This window comes from Paenibacillus sp. J31R120 (genome assembly GCF_056269225.1).
The window spans coordinates 317,839-332,696 of sequence record NZ_JBWDNN010000002.1; the positions used below are offsets into that span (position 1 = coordinate 317,839).

Sequence of the window (14,858 nt, forward strand, 5' to 3'; positions counted from 1 at the left end):
AGGGGTTGGTGGGATTGGAAGAGACGATCATTCGTTTCGAACATGTGACTAAACAATATGACCATAACGACCCTGCGGTACTCAAGGATGTAAGCTTTGAGATTCAGCGGGGCAAATTTTATACGCTGCTAGGGCCGTCAGGCTGCGGCAAGACAACGATTTTGCGTCTGATTGCCGGATTTACGGAGCCGTCGAAGGGCAACATTTATTTTAACGGCAAAGTGATTAACCGGGTGCCGGCGAACGAGCGGCAAGTGAATACGGTATTCCAGGATTACGCGCTATTCCCGCATCTCAATGTATTCGAGAACGTCGCATTCGGCCTGCGCATCAAAGGGCTGAAGAACGACACGATCAAAGCCAAGGTGCTTGAAGCACTGCGTTTCGTCAACCTGAGCGGCTACGAGAACCGCGAAATTACGGAGATGTCCGGCGGTCAGCGCCAGCGCGTCGCCATCGCTCGCGCGATCGTGAATGAGCCGGAAATCCTGCTGCTCGACGAGCCGCTGTCGGCGCTTGACTTGAAGCTGAGAACGGAGATGCAATACGAGCTGCGCGAGCTGCAGCGCCGCCTTGGCATTACGTTTATCTTCGTTACGCATGATCAGGAAGAAGCGCTTGCGATGTCGGACGAAATCTTCGTATTGAACGAAGGCACGATCCAGCAGTCCGGCACACCGACCGATATCTATGACGAGCCAATCAACCGCTTCGTAGCGGACTTCATCGGCGAATCGAACATCGTGAAGGGCCGCATGCTGCGCGACTTCGAGGTCGAGATCGCAGGCAAGACATTCGAATGCGTCGACCAAGGCTTGAACGAAGGGGAGACGATTGATATCGTCATCCGTCCGGAGGACCTGGAGATTACGTCGCATGAGAGCGGCAAGCTTCAGGTGCGCGTGGATACCCAATTGTTCCGCGGTGTGCATTACGAGATCAGCTGCTATGATGATACCGGCAATGAATGGCTTGTCCATTCGACGCGCAAGGCGACGGTCGGGGAGAGAATCGGCTTGACGTTCGAGCCGGAAGCGATCCATGTTATGCGTCTGGGCGAGACGGAAGAAGAGTTCGACAAACGTCTGGAGTCGTACGAGGAAAGCGGCGGTGGGGACAGCCATGGAAGCTAGAGCCCGCAATCTGTACCTTGTTCCTTATGTACTATGGATTGTCCTGTTCGTCATCGCGCCGATTCTGCTGATCGCGTATTATTCCTTCTTCAATGTGGAAGGGCAGTTCACGTTCGAGAACTACCAGAAGTTTTTTACGCCGGTCTATCTGCGCATGACGCTCAGCTCGTTCTGGTATGCTTTTCTGATTACCTTATTCTCACTGCTGGTGGCTTATCCGACGGCTTACTTGCTTACGAAGACGAAACATAAGGCGCTATGGCTGCTGCTCATTATCTTGCCAAGCTGGATCAACCTGCTGCTGAAGGCTTACGCGTTCATCGGCTTGTTCGGTACATACGGCTTCGTGAATTCGGTGCTGGAAGTAACGGGCATCGGCACCAAACAAATCTTGTTCACCGACTTCAGCTTCGTGTTCGTGTCGGTCTATATCTTCATTCCGTTTATGATTCTGCCGGTCTACAACGCGCTGGAGAAAATGAATCCGACGCTGATCGACGCAGCGCGCGACCTGGGCGCCTCGCCTTGGATGACGTTCCGCCGCGTCGTATTCCCGCTGACGATTGACGGGGTGAAGGCGGGGTGCATGGCGGTATTCATACCGGCGCTGTCGCTCTTCATGATTACAAGATTGATTGCGGGTAACCGCGTCATTACGCTCGGCACAGCAATCGAGCAGCATTTCCTTGTGACGCAGGACTGGGGCATGGGGGCGACGATCGCCGTGTTCCTCATTATCGCGATGGCGATTCTGATGCTGCTAACCGGGAATCGAAAGCGAGGGCTGATCGACATTGTCAAAAAGTAAATGGCGTTTGTCCAACCTGTACCTGATCGCCGTGTTCGTCATCCTGTACGCGCCGATCTTCTATCTGATGTTCTACTCCTTCAACAGCGGCGGAGCCATGAGAAACTTCGAAGGCTTCACGCTGGACTATTACGGCGAAGTGTTCCAGGATACACGGCTGCTTATTATTGTATTGAATACCTTTGTGATTGCGTTGCTGTCCGCTGCGATCTCGACGATTATCGGGGTCATGGGCGCCATCGCGATCCACTATATCCGCAGCAACCGGCCGAAGGGCACGCTGCTCACGCTGAATAACGTGTTGATTGTCAGCCCTGACGTCATTATCGGGGCGTCATTCCTGATTCTGTTCACAATCGCGGGCATTCAGCTAGGCTTTGTGTCCGTGCTGCTGTCCCATATCGCGTTCAGCATTCCGATTGTCGTTATTATGGTGCTGCCGAAGCTGCAGGAGATGGGCGGCTCGCTGATCGATGCGGCGCGCGACCTCGGCGCAAGCTCCTGGCAAGTCCTGACGAAGGTTATTCTGCCGTATATCAAACCCGGCATTTTCGCGGGATTCTTTATGGCGTTAACGTATTCGCTGGATGACTTCGCGGTGACGTTCTTCGTCACGGGCAACGGCTTCTCAACGCTGTCGGTGGAGATCTACTCGCGGGCGCGGCAAGGCGTATCGCTGTCGATTAACGCCCTGTCTACGCTGATCTTCCTGTTCACGGTGCTGCTGGTGATTGGCTACTACTTTATTAACCGCCGCAACAACCGTCCGGCAGGCAAGGGGGTGCGCGTATGAGCCAGCTGGTCCGCATGTTTCTGCTCGTCTTTCTTGTCGCATTCGGTTTAATGTACGTGACATCGCAGATGAACTCCAGCGCCGGCTACTCCGGAGGCAATACGCTGACGGTCTACAACTGGGGCGACTATATTGATCCTGAGCTGATTGCGCAGTTCGAGGAAGAGACCGGCATTAAGGTGATCTATCAAACCTTCGACTCCAACGAGGCGATGATGACGAAAATCAAGCAGGGCGGTACGACCTTCGACGTGGCAATTCCATCCGAATATGCCATCAGCAAGATGAAGGAAGACAATCTGCTGCTGGAGCTTGATCATTCGCAGCTCCCGAATCTGGAGCATATCGACTCCCGCTTCATGCGCCTGTCCTTTGATCCGGAGAACGCCTATTCCGTGCCTTACTTCTGGGGAACGGTCGGCATCGTCTTCAACCCCAATCTGGTCGGTGATCTGGACTTCGACAGCTGGGACGATCTGTGGGACGAGAGCTTGCGCAACAATGTCTTCTTGCTCGACGGCGCGCGCGAGGTCATCGGCATGGGACTGAACAGCCTTGGCTACTCGCTGAACGATACGAACGAGGAGCATCTGCAAGAAGCGCTTGCGAAGCTGTCGAAGCTGACGCCAAATGTGAAGGCGATCGTCGGCGACGAGATCAAGATGCTGATGGCGAACGAAGAAGCGGCAGCCGGACTCGTATGGTCCGGGGATGCGTCGGAAATTATGGACGAGAATGAGGAGCTCGACTATATCGTGCCGGAAGAGGGCTCTAATCTGTGGTTTGACAATATGGTCATTCCGAAGACGGCCCGCAATCTGGAGGGCGCTCATCAGTTCATCAACTTTATGCTGGATCCCGAGGTTGCCGCGCAGAACACCGAATACGTCGGCTACTCCACGCCGAACAAGGACGCGCTGGCTATACTGCCTGAAGATATATCCGGCGACGAGCGGTTCTATCCGGATGAGGAGCTGACGGAGCGTTTGGAGGTCTATGATAATCTGGGACCACGCATGCTGTCTCATTATAACGAGCTGTTCCTGGAATTTAAGATGCATCGGAAATAATTAGCCTGACCCTACTTGGAAAAGGTGAAAGCTTCGGTCATCCCCCCTTGATTACCCATTAATCCCGACGTTCGTTAGCAGAACGTCGGTTTTTTGCTTCTCTTTCATGCGGGATTGCAGAATGCTTGCCATGGACTGACCTCTGGTTGCAGATACGCTCAGTCTGGAGACCGATTTGTAGCGTAACAATGTTATGTTACACTCTACTTGTGACAGGGGGTGCGTGAATGGATATGGAGCTTATATCCAAGAAGGAGCTGCTGGAGGCGACGGGCATATCCTATGGACAGCTCTACCGCTGGAAGAGGAAGCAGTTGATCCCGGAGGAGTGGTTCATTCGGAAGTCTGCATTTACGGGACAGGAGACGTTTTTTCCAAGGGAGCTAATTCTGGCGAGAATCGATAAGATCGTGAATCTGAAGGATGATTTATCCCTGGATGAATTGGCGGATAAGCTGACAGGCAAGCAAGCGGGCATTGAAATGCGAAAAAGTGAGTTCGCCGAGCGGAACATTGTGTCGGATATGGTGTTGCAGCGCTGGACCAGACCGGAGAGCGGGAATGAGATTTATGCCTTTCAAGACATGCTTTATCTATATACAGTGGATGCCTTGCTTAAGCCAGGCGAGATGAGTGTGGAGGAAGGGGACGCGCTGATCCATATGCTTCGCGAACATTACCCGGCCTTTAATGGAAAGCCTTGCGAGCTGGTGTTCATCAGGCGAATGGGGATTGCTTCATTTGCTCTCATATCCGCTTCTGCGGAATTGTTTTTCGACAGTGGTGTGAAGATAGTGGTGCGAGCGCCTCTTGCAGACTGGTCGGAGAAGCTGATTGAGCGGTTGGTATAAAGAAAGGAGGACAAATGATGTATCGAGAAATGAAGCATGCTTGGCCGGGGGGCCTGCCGAATTTGAGAATGAACGGCGTTATTCGAGCGGCTGGAGGAACGTATGACCATGTCCACGTTGATGGCGTCGGCCGTATCGCCGGAGATGTGAGAGCGGCATCTGCGGCCAGAGTGAATGGAGTGTTGACGGTCGAAGGAAGTATGGATACGCCTGAACTCAGGGCTGACGGGAAGCTTAACATTGAAGGAGCCCTCAAGGGGCGTATGATAAACATCAATGGAATGGTGAAGACGGAAAGCCACGTCTTGGCGGAATCCATTAGGATTAGCGGCATTCTAAAGTCCGACGGCAATGTGGAAGCAGAGAAGGTTCAATTGCACGGCGCGATAAAAGTGGAGGGACTGCTGAACGCGGGTGAGATGGAGCTGGGTCTCTCTCATATGGAGAGCAGAGCTTCTGAGATTGGCGGAGAGTCGATTCGGGTTCGCCGTCTTAGCGGCAGCAGTTGGAAGTGGCTCCTGAAGTGGATCATACCGGGCAACGAGACGAGACTGGTAGCGAATGTCATTGAAGGCGACGACATCCAGCTGGAATATACGCATGCGGATATTGTAAGAGGACAACGGGTGATGATTGGTAAGGGCTGCCGAATCGGACGCGTGGAGTATCGTGATCAATTGACCAGGCATCCAGACGCCGAGATTGGAAGGGAGGAGAGAACGTATGGATGATAAGCGGAATGATATCAGACTAGTCGGCGATACGGAATCGCTTGGCGGCCAGTTCGGGCGCGTACGGATAACCGGCGATGCGATCCTGGCGGGCGATGTGGCCTGCGAAGGGTTTTATTTGACAGGGACATCACATATTAAAGGAAGTCTGGATTCCGAGTACTTGAAGTTTACCGGTGAAGTGCTGGTAGACGGCCCGATGAGCTGCGGAAGCTTGAGGGGCACGGGAGAGCTGCGGCTTGGACGGAATATACGCGGGAATCAGATGCGCTTGTCCGGTCATCTGTCCTCCCAAGGGGCCATTGAGGCTGAGAAGCTGGAGCTGCGCGGAGCCCTATCGGGCGGCAGCGTGAATGCCGGACAGGCGCTGATCAAGCTCTATGGCCCGTCTACCGTTAGCGAAATCGTGGGCGGAGTCGTTACGGTTCGCAGAAGCAGAGGGGTGCTGCTCAAGGAGCTGTTCCAGCAGGATTCCATCGCGGAGCTGCGCGCCGGGCTTATTGAAGGCGACCGGCTTGATCTGGAGCATACGATTGCGGATGTCGTTCGCGGCAATACGGTGCGGATCGGACAAGGCTGTGTCATTGGCAGAGTCGAATATCGCGATTCATATGAGAAGAGCGGCAATGCCAAGGCGCAGTCGGAATATCACGTTTAAAAGAATCGGCTCGCAAGAGTCTGATTGTAGATGAAGAAGAGAGGTCGCGAATTTATGTCTGCAACACAACAAAAAAATCGTCTCGGCATCGTCATTGCCGGACTATTGCTCGCCATTCTGATGGCATCGATGGACAATACGATCGTCGCCACGGCAATGGGCAATATTGTAGGAGAGCTGGGCGGGCTCGACAAGTTCGTATGGGTTACCTCCGCCTACATGGTAGCGGAGATGGCCGGTATGCCCATCTTCGGCAAGCTGTCGGATATGTACGGCAGGAAGCGGTTTTTCGTATTCGGGTTAATTATTTTTATGATCGGTTCGGCGCTATGCGGTACAGCGTCTACGATTACAGAACTGGCTCTCTTCCGGGCTATTCAAGGCATCGGTGCCGGTGCGTTGATCCCGACATCGTTCACGATCATGTTCGATGCGGTACCGCTAGAGTCACGCGGCAAGCTGGGCGGCTTGTTCGGCGCAGTATTCGGCATGTCCAGCATATTCGGGCCGCTGCTCGGCGCCTACATCACCGACCACATTGCGTGGCAATGGGTGTTCTATATTAACTTGCCGCTCGGTGTGATTGCTTTCTGCATGATCGCATTCTTTTACAAGGAGTCGCATGACCGGTCCAAGCAGCCGATTGACTGGCTGGGCGCTGCTACGTTGATTGGAGCGGTTATCGGTCTCATGCTGGGTCTAGAGCTCGGCGGCAAGACTTTCCCTTGGAGCTCATGGGAGATTATCAGCATGTTCGCAGCGAGCGCCGTGCTGCTTGCGATCTTCCTGTACGTGGAGACCAAGGCGAAGGAACCGATTATTACGTACGGGCTGTTCAAAAACCGCGTGTATGCGACCAGCATCCTGACCTCGTTCTTCAGCGGGGCGGCGTTTATCGTCGCATCGGTCTATATCCCGATTTTTGTTCAAGGTGTGCTTGGCGGGACCGCAACGAACTCCGGCTTGGTGCTGCTGCCTATGATGTTGGGCTCTGTGGTCACCGCCTCGCTTGGCGGCTTCCTGATGACCAAGATTCCTTACCGGAACATAATGGTGTCTACGCTGATCCTCCTGGTCGTCGGTACGCTGCTCGTCACGACCTTGTCGCCGGAGTCCAGCCGCCTTCAAGTGACCTTGTATATGATCCTGATTGGCCTTGGCATTGGTGCATCGTTCTCGGTACTCAGCAATGCAGCTATTCACGGCATCTCGACACGGCAGCGCGGTACGGCGAGCTCGACGCTTACGTTTATCCGCTCGCTCGGCATGACGGTCGGCATTACAGTGTTCGGCATCATCCAGAGCAATGCGTTTACGAATAAGCTGTCGGATGCGTTCGCTGCGGGCGGGGCGCAGGGCGGAGGCGACATGGCCTTCGGCGATCCACGGGAGCTCCTGAAGCCGGAGACGCGCGCAACCTTCCCGTCGGAGGTGCTGGATACGATCACGACCGCATTGTCGTCGTCGATTACCTTGACGTTCGGCCTGGCGGCGATTCCGGCGGTGCTTGCGCTCCTTGTAGCTTTCTTTATGGGCAGGAGCAAGCTGGACATATCCGCCGTTGCAAAAGGGGAAGAAGGACAGCACGCATCCCATTAACATGGTTAACAATGTATGGAGTGAATGAACGAAAGGATATAGAAGGATGAATTAGAGTGAGGAACTGTCTCAGAAGAAGGTTTACTTTAAGAGACATCCACTTGATGAATGTGAACCGGCGAAAATGAAGAAATGGCGGTGCCATGGGTGTTATCCCTGCACCGCCATCTTTGGCTTTTGGTTGTCTTTCAATTTAGTGAGGCGCGTCCCTTAGTTATCTGCCATTAATTCTGGTCAATACCGTACTTTCGGCACAATTAGCGGTGTGTGGCACAACTATTTCGTCTTATGGGACAGTCCCTTTTCTTTTTTTAAAAAATATGGACCTATGTCATCGCTCTTAGAATCCGTTTCCATCCCAGGCTTGTCAACGAATATCGCTGATTGCCGCGTTTTGTGTTTGGCGTCTGTGCCGGACGGCTTGTCTTGACGTACCTATTTTGTCATGCTACCGTCTTGATAACATAATGATTGCAAGATGCTGGAGAGGAGCACATCTATGATTAAGGCTATGATTTTTGACTTTGACGGAACAATTCTTGATACGGAGACACCTTGGTTCTATGCTTTTCGCGATGCTTACAAGGAGCATGGCGTTGAACTGACGATCGATCAATATTCGGAGTGCGTAGGCACGAATAACCATACCTTTAATCCTTACGAGTATCTGATGACCGAGCTGGGCCTGCAGATCGACAAGGAGCAATTCCGCTTGAAGATCCATGATGATCACACCACTTTGTTGGCGAAAGAAGTCGTTCGCGAAGGTATTCTGGATTACTTGGAGCTGGCTAAGGATGCGGGCCTTCGAATCGGTCTTGCCTCCAGCTCCGGACGGGAATGGATTGACCGGCATCTGGATGCGCTAGGTATTAGCCATTATTTCGAGGTCATCTGCACAGCGGATGATGTGAGTCAGGTGAAGCCTGATCCGGAGCTGTATGTGAAGGCAATGGAGAAGCTTGGCGTGGCGCCGGAAGAAGCGATTGCCATCGAGGATTCGCCTAATGGCGCCAGAGCAGCGGTGGCGGCAGGTATGTCTTGTGTCATCGTGCCCAATCCTCTGACGCAGATGCTTACCTTTGACCAAGAAGCGCGTTACATCTATGCGGAATCGCTAGCTAAGCTTGATTTCCGATCGCTTGTAGGCGTGCATGCCGGATAACTAATTTTATGGATAGGCCAAGGAGACGGGAGCGCGTCGCCTCGGCCTTGCGATTGCTGTCTGAGTTGCCCATAATAAGGGCAAGGCATCGTCCGGCGAAGCCGCGACGGTCATAGATGGATAGAGGATGAGGAGAAAGAGCAATGGCATCGAAATTAGTGATGAATGAAGCGATCAAGGCTGTCGAGGTATTGCTGACAGGTCTGGATGGCGAGCGTCTTGGCGTCGTATCCCGCGAGGAAGCGCTCGATCTGGCGAAGCAGCTGAAGGCGGATCTGGTATGCGATTCGCTGATGAGCAGCCCGCCGCCTTGTCGGCTGGTCAGCCGGGGAACGGCGAAGCGGGAGAAGGATCAAGCCGGGAAGGAAGCCCGCCAGAAGGATGGGCAGGTCAAGGTGAAAGAAATTCGCTTGACAGCAAGCATTGAAGACCATGATTACGAGACGAAGCGCAGGCAAGCGGAGAAGCTGCTGGAATCTGGCCATGGCGTTCTGCTGGTAGTTCGTATTCAGGGCAAGGAAGGACCAGCCGCCAAGACGCTGCTGGAGGGGCTTGCGACCGATCTGAAGGCGAGCGGAACCCGCAAGACTGGCGTTCAACTAAGCGGCAAGCAAGCGGCTCTGGAGCTGATCCCGAAGTAACCGGCCGGGGGCCTGTACGAAGCCATAATTATGAACGGCCAAGCATAGATGCTATCCGGGTTGCATGTGATTGCAAAGTTCAAGCGTAGGTTCTGGTGATCTAGACGGTTAACTCTAATATGCGTCATGCAGGCAGCCTGATGATCCAGGCTGTCTTTGTTTGCATTGTCATGTAACCGTTTTCTTGATACACTGGGCTGAATCGAACCGTTCAACGAATCAATGATAAGACTGCCGGAAATGAGCTTTGGAGTGGGAACACTTGGGATCATTGCGAAAGCGGTCTTTTTTCGATCGCTGCTTGATAGATTGGGATTGGGAGGGGAATGAGCATGGGCAACACAAAGCATACCGGACGGATCAAGCTGCCGAAGAGCTGGGACTCCCGGTTGTGGGTGAGCAAGCGGCCCTTCGGGCTTGGCCTTGTAAAGCCGCATCATATTCGCGATACGTTCAAGACGGTATGGGATAACCGCAACAATCTGCCTTACGCTTATCGAATCTTGACGCAAGGAGTATGCGATGGTTGTGCGCTTGGTGTATCCGGGTTGTATGATCAGACGCTGGAAGGGCCGCATGTCTGCACGACGCGCCTCAATGTGCTTCGCCTCAATACGATGCCGGCCATGAAGGAGCGCTGGCTGCATGCCGATATTGGAGAGCTGCGGCAGCTGAGCAGCGCGGAGCTCCGGCAGCTCGGCAGGCTGCCTTATCCGTTGATCCGGCGCAGAGGCGAAACCCGCTTCAGCCGATTGAGCTGGGATGAGGCGCTGTCGCGAATTGCGGACAAGGCACAGGCGATTGATCCGAAGGGAATCGCGTTTTATTTGACCGGAAGAGGCATTACGAATGAGACCTATTATGCGGCGGCTAAGGCTGCCAGGGCGATCGGCACGAATCATATCGACAATGCATCGCGCATCTGCCACTCACCGTCCAAGACTGCCATGAAGCGTTCGATTGGCGTCGGCGCATCCACTTGCAGCTACAAGGACTGGATCGGGACTGACGTACTGCTGTTCTGGGGCAGCGTAGCGGCGAACAACCAGCCGGTGTCGACAAAATATATGTACGCCGCCAAACGCAAGGGTACGAAGATCATCGTCATTAACCCTTATCGCGAGCCGGCAATGGACGGATATTGGATTCCATCTATTGCAGAGTCGGCTTTGTTCGGGACCAAGCTTGCGGATGACTTCTATCAGGTGAGTATCGGCGGTGATATTGCATTCATGCACGGCATCATGAAATGCTGGTTCGAGATGGAGGCGTCGGCGAGCGGTTCCGCGATTGACAATGAGTTCGTTGGTCGCCATACGAACGGTTATGAGGCGCTGCGCACGCATGTGGAAGCTTTGGCATGGGCGGATATCGAGCATTCATCCGGGCTTGAGCGCTCCCGCATGGAGGAGCTGGCCCGTCTGCTTGCCGGTGCGCGCTCGGGCGTCTTCGTATGGAGCATGGGGCTGACGCAGCATCGCTTCGGGACGGACAACATCTCTCAGGTTGCCAATCTGGCTTTGCTTCGCGGGTTCCTGGGCAGGGAGCATTGCGGGCTGATGCCCATCCGGGGACATAGCGGCGTCCAAGGCTCTGGCGAGATGGGGGCGGACCCGTTCAGCTTGCCGGGAGGAGAGATGAGCGCGGCTGAGGATCGCGCCAGAATCGAAGCGGTATGGAAGTTTCCCCTGCCGGAGTGGCAAGGGGATATCGTCGGCGTGTCGCTGGAGAACGCATTGCTGCCGGAGGGCCATGAGAGCAAGCTGCGGCTGTTCTACACATCGGGCGGGAACTTCCTGGAGACGATGCCGGACCCGCAGCATGTCCAGGCCTGCCTGGAGTCGGTTGAGCTGCGTGTGCATCAGGACATTGTGCTGAACAGCTCGGCGCTTGCCGACGCCGCAGAAGAAGTTATCGTGCTGCCGGCGATGACTCGCTACGAACAGCCCGGCGGAGGGACGTCGACTTCGACGGAACGAATGGTCTACTTTTCGCCGGAGATCGAGGGGCCGCGCATTGGCGAGGCACGCGCGGAATGGGACATATTCGGCGAGCTGGCCGAACGCATCAACGGAGACAGAGGAGCGCTGGCCCGCTTCCGCAGCGCAGAGGACATCCGCAGGGAGATCGCGGTTGCCGCGCCTAACTATGACGGCATCCAGAGGCTTCATAATCGCGGCGACGTCTTCCAGTGGGGCAATGCCTGGCTATGCGAAGGGGGCCATTGTCCGACTCTGGACGGCAAGGGGCAGCTGCTGCCAATTCCGATTCCAGACTTGCAGCGGTCGGAGGGGCGGATGTATGCGACCACCAGAAGGGGGAAGCAGTTCAACTCCATGATCTACGGGGAACACGACAGCTTTAATGCAGCGGCACGGCATGATGTGCTAATCAGCAGCGAGGATGCAGTCAAGCTGGATCTGCAGAACGGCGATGACATCGTCGTGCATAACCGCCACGGCCTCTTCCACGGGCGTGCGAAGCTGGCTCCCGTAGCAAGCGGCAATATCGAGCTATATTGGCCGGAGAGCAACATGCTGTTCAAGCGGGGTGTCTACGAGCCTCACGCTGGCATCCCGGAATATAATGCGTCTGTTCAAGTAGAGCGGGCGGACCGGTACCATGCGCACAAGGATACGCGATACGCAGAGAAGACGGTTGCCGAGCTGGATATGGAGCCGCCGGCTTGACTGAGGGGAGGTGCGACAGATGGAGAGAGGCAATCTATCGGTATGGGGAGCGATGCAATACCGCAGCGATACGGGGCAGTTCGAAGCGCTGGACGATCAGATCGCAACCGAATATGCGCTTACGGTCAAGCTGGATGGGGAGGAATTTGCGACGATCGTCTGTTCACCGACCCATCTTCGTGAGCTTGTCTATGGATTTCTCGCTTCTGAGGGAATGATTCGGGAAGCTGCTCAGGTGAAGCGTCTGCATATCGACGAAGATAGCGGATACGTATACGCGGAGCTGACAGGCCAGCCGTCCGTAGCGCGGGAGAAGGTGTCGAAGCGATTCATCGGAAGCTGCTGCGGGAAGAGCCGCCAGTTTTATTTTCACAACGACATGATGACTGCGCGCACGATTATGACCAGGAGGACGTTAACCCCGGAGCAATGCATCTCATTCATGGAACAGCTGCAGAAAAGCTCTAGCGACTTTCATAACTCAGGGGGCGTTCATAACGCCGCGCTCGCTGAAGGAGATGGACTGCTTGCCGTCATGACGGATGTCGGCCGCCATAATGCGCTGGATAAGTTGTATGGGCATTGTCTGCTGCATCAGATCGGAACGGCGAATAAGGCAATTGTGTTCAGCGGCAGGCTGTCGTCGGAGGTCGTATTGAAGGCGGCTAAAATGGGCTGCGGAATTGTGCTTAGCAAGTCCGCGCCGACCGACCTGGCGCTTCGGCTGGCTCATGATCTGGGCATAACATGCGTTGGCTTTATCCGCGGCCGTCAATTTACGGTCTATACGCATGCAGAACGAATCGTTATAAACCATTCATTACCTTGACACTCTAAAAGGGATTGGGTATGATCTTCCTGGTGAAAATCATTATCATTTAGTCCCGCTGACAGAAGAAGGACAGAATTGGAGTTCATAATGTTAAGACGTTTTTTCTCGTATTATAAGCCGTACAAACGGCTGTTTTTCCTCGATTTTACCTGTGCGGTTATACTCGCTGTGCTGGAGCTGGTGTTCCCGCTTGCGGTTGGGTATGTCGTGAACTCGTTGCTTCCTGACGAGAACTGGGGGCTTATTGTTTCCGGTTGCGCCGTGCTGCTCGTTATTTATATCATCAATACGCTCTTAAGCTACGTAGTCACCTACTGGGGGCATATGCTGGGCATTAACATTGAGACGGATATGCGACGCAAGCTGTTCGATCATGTGCAGAAGCTGTCCTTCCGTTACTTCGACAATACGAAGACGGGGCATCTGCTCTCCCGGCTGACGAACGACTTGTTCGAGATCGGCGAGGTTGCCCATCACGGACCGGAGGATATGTTTATCGCAGCGATGACGCTGATCGGCGCATTCGGCATTATGCTGTTCATTCAGCCGGAGCTGGCGATCATGACGTTCATTATCGTACCGGTTATTATTTGGCTGGTTCTATACTTCAACAAGCGGATGACCAAGGCGTCCAACCGCCTGTTCACAGACATGGCCGACTTCAATGCGCGCGTCGAAGATACGGTAGGCGGCATCCGCGTAGTGCAGGCGTTCGCGAACGAGAAGCATGAAGGCAAGCTGTTCAAGGGCAACAACATGCGCTTCCGCGAGGCGAAGCTGATCGCGTACAAGATTATCGGCTTGAACGCCTCGGTCTCCTACATGTTAATGAGATTGGTACAGCTGTTCGTACTGATTGCAGGGGCGTATTATGTTTTGAAAAAAGGAATGCCATACGGTGACTTTATGACGTTCGTCTTGCTGACGAATATTTTCTTCAAGCCAATTGAAAAGATTAATGCCGTTATTGAAAGCTATCCGAAAGGCATTGCAGGCTTCAAACGTTACGTGGAGCTGATGGATACTGCACCGGATGTTGCGGATTCGCCGAACGCGATCGCGGTTGATCGTTTGCATGGCAATATTCGCTACAAGGACGTTACGTTCGGCTACGAGGGCGAAGCCAAAGTGCTGCAGGGCATTGACCTGTCCATTCGGGCAGGGGAGACCGTCGCCTTCGTCGGTCCGTCTGGAGCGGGCAAGACGACACTTTGCAGCTTGCTGCCTAGATTCTATGAGGTTGAAAACGGCAGCATTTCCATCGATGGACTTGATATTCGCGATATGAAGCTGGAATCGCTGCGCAAAGGAATTGGCATCGTGCAGCAGGATGTATTCCTGTTCTCGGGTACGATTCGGGAGAATATCGCCTATGGCAAGCTGGGCGCTGATGATTGGGACATTCTGGAGGCGGCAAGACGGGCAAGGCTGGAGGAGTTCATCGCGTCGCTGCCTAATGGACTTGATACGGTCATTGGCGAGCGCGGCGTGAAGCTGTCCGGCGGTCAGAAGCAGCGTCTTGCGATCGCAAGGATGTTCCTGAAAAATCCGCCGATTCTGATCCTGGACGAAGCAACTTCGGCGCTGGATACAGAGACGGAGGCGGCGATCCAGCAATCGCTGGCGGAATTGTCGGAAGGACGTACGACGCTTGTGATTGCGCATCGTCTGGCTACGATTAAGAATGCGGATCGGATTGTCGTTGTGACAGAGAAAGGCATTACCGAGCAAGGCCGCCATGATGAGCTTGTTGCCGCAGGGGGCATCTACAGCCGCTTGCATACGGCGCAGTTCGGCAGGGGATAGTGGAGCAGCTGTTGTAACCACTATCGCTAAATTTATCTTTTTCGAGCAGAATGATGACCCTGTAAGGAACAGAAGGGTGTA

The 14,858-nt window shown here is 54.2% G+C and carries 13 protein-coding genes; all 13 read left to right on the forward strand.

Annotated elements, in window-relative coordinates; genetic code table 11:
* Positions 1-14 precede the first annotated feature (14 nt).
* The 13 genes from AC0YNW_RS08045 (at position 15) to AC0YNW_RS08105 (ending at position 14,777) form a co-directional block, all read left to right on the forward strand.
* Positions 15-1,133: an ABC transporter ATP-binding protein gene (locus tag AC0YNW_RS08045; protein WP_475831497.1), complete on the forward strand. Its 1,119-nt coding sequence runs from the start codon at positions 15-17 to the stop codon at positions 1,131-1,133.
* The gene (locus tag AC0YNW_RS08050) at positions 1,123-1,941 is read left to right on the forward strand and encodes an ABC transporter permease (RefSeq protein WP_387478255.1); all 819 of its coding nucleotides are present in this window, start codon (positions 1,123-1,125) and stop codon (positions 1,939-1,941) included. The genes AC0YNW_RS08045 and AC0YNW_RS08050 overlap by 11 nt, the downstream gene beginning before the upstream one ends.
* Positions 1,928-2,734 carry an ABC transporter permease gene (locus tag AC0YNW_RS08055; protein ID WP_387478258.1) on the forward strand — a complete coding sequence of 269 codons (807 nt, stop codon included), beginning with the start codon at positions 1,928-1,930 and terminating at the stop codon, positions 2,732-2,734. Before AC0YNW_RS08050 ends, AC0YNW_RS08055 begins: the two co-directional genes overlap by 14 nt.
* Positions 2,731-3,804 (forward strand): ABC transporter substrate-binding protein, encoded by a 1,074-nt coding sequence (locus tag AC0YNW_RS08060; RefSeq protein WP_475831498.1) that lies wholly within the window; start codon positions 2,731-2,733, stop codon positions 3,802-3,804. Before AC0YNW_RS08055 ends, AC0YNW_RS08060 begins: the two co-directional genes overlap by 4 nt.
* Before the next feature lie 227 nt (positions 3,805-4,031).
* Complete coding sequence (locus tag AC0YNW_RS08065) at positions 4,032-4,655, forward strand: YhbD family protein (protein ID WP_475831499.1); 624 nt, start codon at positions 4,032-4,034, stop codon at positions 4,653-4,655.
* Between the two features lie 14 nt (positions 4,656-4,669).
* Positions 4,670-5,386 (forward strand): hypothetical protein, encoded by a 717-nt coding sequence (locus AC0YNW_RS08070; RefSeq protein ID WP_475831500.1) that lies wholly within the window; start codon positions 4,670-4,672, stop codon positions 5,384-5,386.
* Positions 5,379-6,044 carry a hypothetical protein gene (locus AC0YNW_RS08075; RefSeq protein WP_475831501.1) on the forward strand — a complete coding sequence of 222 codons (666 nt, stop codon included), beginning with the start codon at positions 5,379-5,381 and terminating at the stop codon, positions 6,042-6,044. Before AC0YNW_RS08070 ends, AC0YNW_RS08075 begins: the two co-directional genes overlap by 8 nt.
* 54 nt (positions 6,045-6,098) lie before the next feature.
* Complete coding sequence (locus AC0YNW_RS08080; RefSeq protein ID WP_475831502.1) at positions 6,099-7,643, forward strand: MDR family MFS transporter; 1,545 nt, start codon at positions 6,099-6,101, stop codon at positions 7,641-7,643.
* 499 nt (positions 7,644-8,142) lie between these two features.
* Positions 8,143-8,808, forward strand: a complete 666-nt coding sequence (locus AC0YNW_RS08085; RefSeq protein WP_475831503.1) for an HAD family hydrolase — start codon at positions 8,143-8,145, stop codon at positions 8,806-8,808.
* A 143-nt stretch (positions 8,809-8,951) separates the two neighbouring features.
* Positions 8,952-9,449, forward strand: a complete 498-nt coding sequence (gene infC, locus AC0YNW_RS08090; RefSeq protein ID WP_475831504.1) for a translation initiation factor IF-3 — start codon at positions 8,952-8,954, stop codon at positions 9,447-9,449.
* Positions 9,450-9,781: 332 nt separating this feature from the next.
* Entirely contained in the window at positions 9,782-12,139 is a 2,358-nt protein-coding gene (locus AC0YNW_RS08095) for an FdhF/YdeP family oxidoreductase (protein WP_475831505.1), read from the forward strand.
* 19 nt (positions 12,140-12,158) lie between these two features.
* The gene (gene fdhD, locus AC0YNW_RS08100; protein ID WP_475831506.1) at positions 12,159-12,968 is read left to right on the forward strand and encodes a formate dehydrogenase accessory sulfurtransferase FdhD; all 810 of its coding nucleotides are present in this window, start codon (positions 12,159-12,161) and stop codon (positions 12,966-12,968) included.
* A gap of 90 nt (positions 12,969-13,058) precedes the next feature.
* Positions 13,059-14,777 (forward strand): ABC transporter ATP-binding protein, encoded by a 1,719-nt coding sequence (locus AC0YNW_RS08105; RefSeq protein ID WP_475831507.1) that lies wholly within the window; start codon positions 13,059-13,061, stop codon positions 14,775-14,777.
* The last annotated feature ends 81 nt before the right edge of the window (positions 14,778-14,858 follow it).

Coding starts and splice junctions, on each gene's coding strand:
- AC0YNW_RS08085 (WP_475831503.1), top strand. CDS start 8,143: ATGATTAAGGCTATGATTTTTGACTTTGACGGAACAATTCTTGATACG.
- AC0YNW_RS08080 (WP_475831502.1), top strand. CDS start 6,099: ATGTCTGCAACACAACAAAAAAATCGTCTCGGCATCGTCATTGCCGGA.
- AC0YNW_RS08095 (WP_475831505.1), top strand. CDS start 9,782: ATGGGCAACACAAAGCATACCGGACGGATCAAGCTGCCGAAGAGCTGG.
- AC0YNW_RS08075 (WP_475831501.1), top strand. CDS start 5,379: ATGGATGATAAGCGGAATGATATCAGACTAGTCGGCGATACGGAATCG.
- fdhD (WP_475831506.1), top strand. CDS start 12,159: ATGGAGAGAGGCAATCTATCGGTATGGGGAGCGATGCAATACCGCAGC.
- AC0YNW_RS08050 (WP_387478255.1), top strand. CDS start 1,123: ATGGAAGCTAGAGCCCGCAATCTGTACCTTGTTCCTTATGTACTATGG.
- AC0YNW_RS08065 (WP_475831499.1), top strand. CDS start 4,032: ATGGATATGGAGCTTATATCCAAGAAGGAGCTGCTGGAGGCGACGGGC.
- infC (WP_475831504.1), top strand. CDS start 8,952: ATGGCATCGAAATTAGTGATGAATGAAGCGATCAAGGCTGTCGAGGTA.
- AC0YNW_RS08070 (WP_475831500.1), top strand. CDS start 4,670: ATGATGTATCGAGAAATGAAGCATGCTTGGCCGGGGGGCCTGCCGAAT.
- AC0YNW_RS08060 (WP_475831498.1), top strand. CDS start 2,731: ATGAGCCAGCTGGTCCGCATGTTTCTGCTCGTCTTTCTTGTCGCATTC.
- AC0YNW_RS08105 (WP_475831507.1), top strand. CDS start 13,059: ATGTTAAGACGTTTTTTCTCGTATTATAAGCCGTACAAACGGCTGTTT.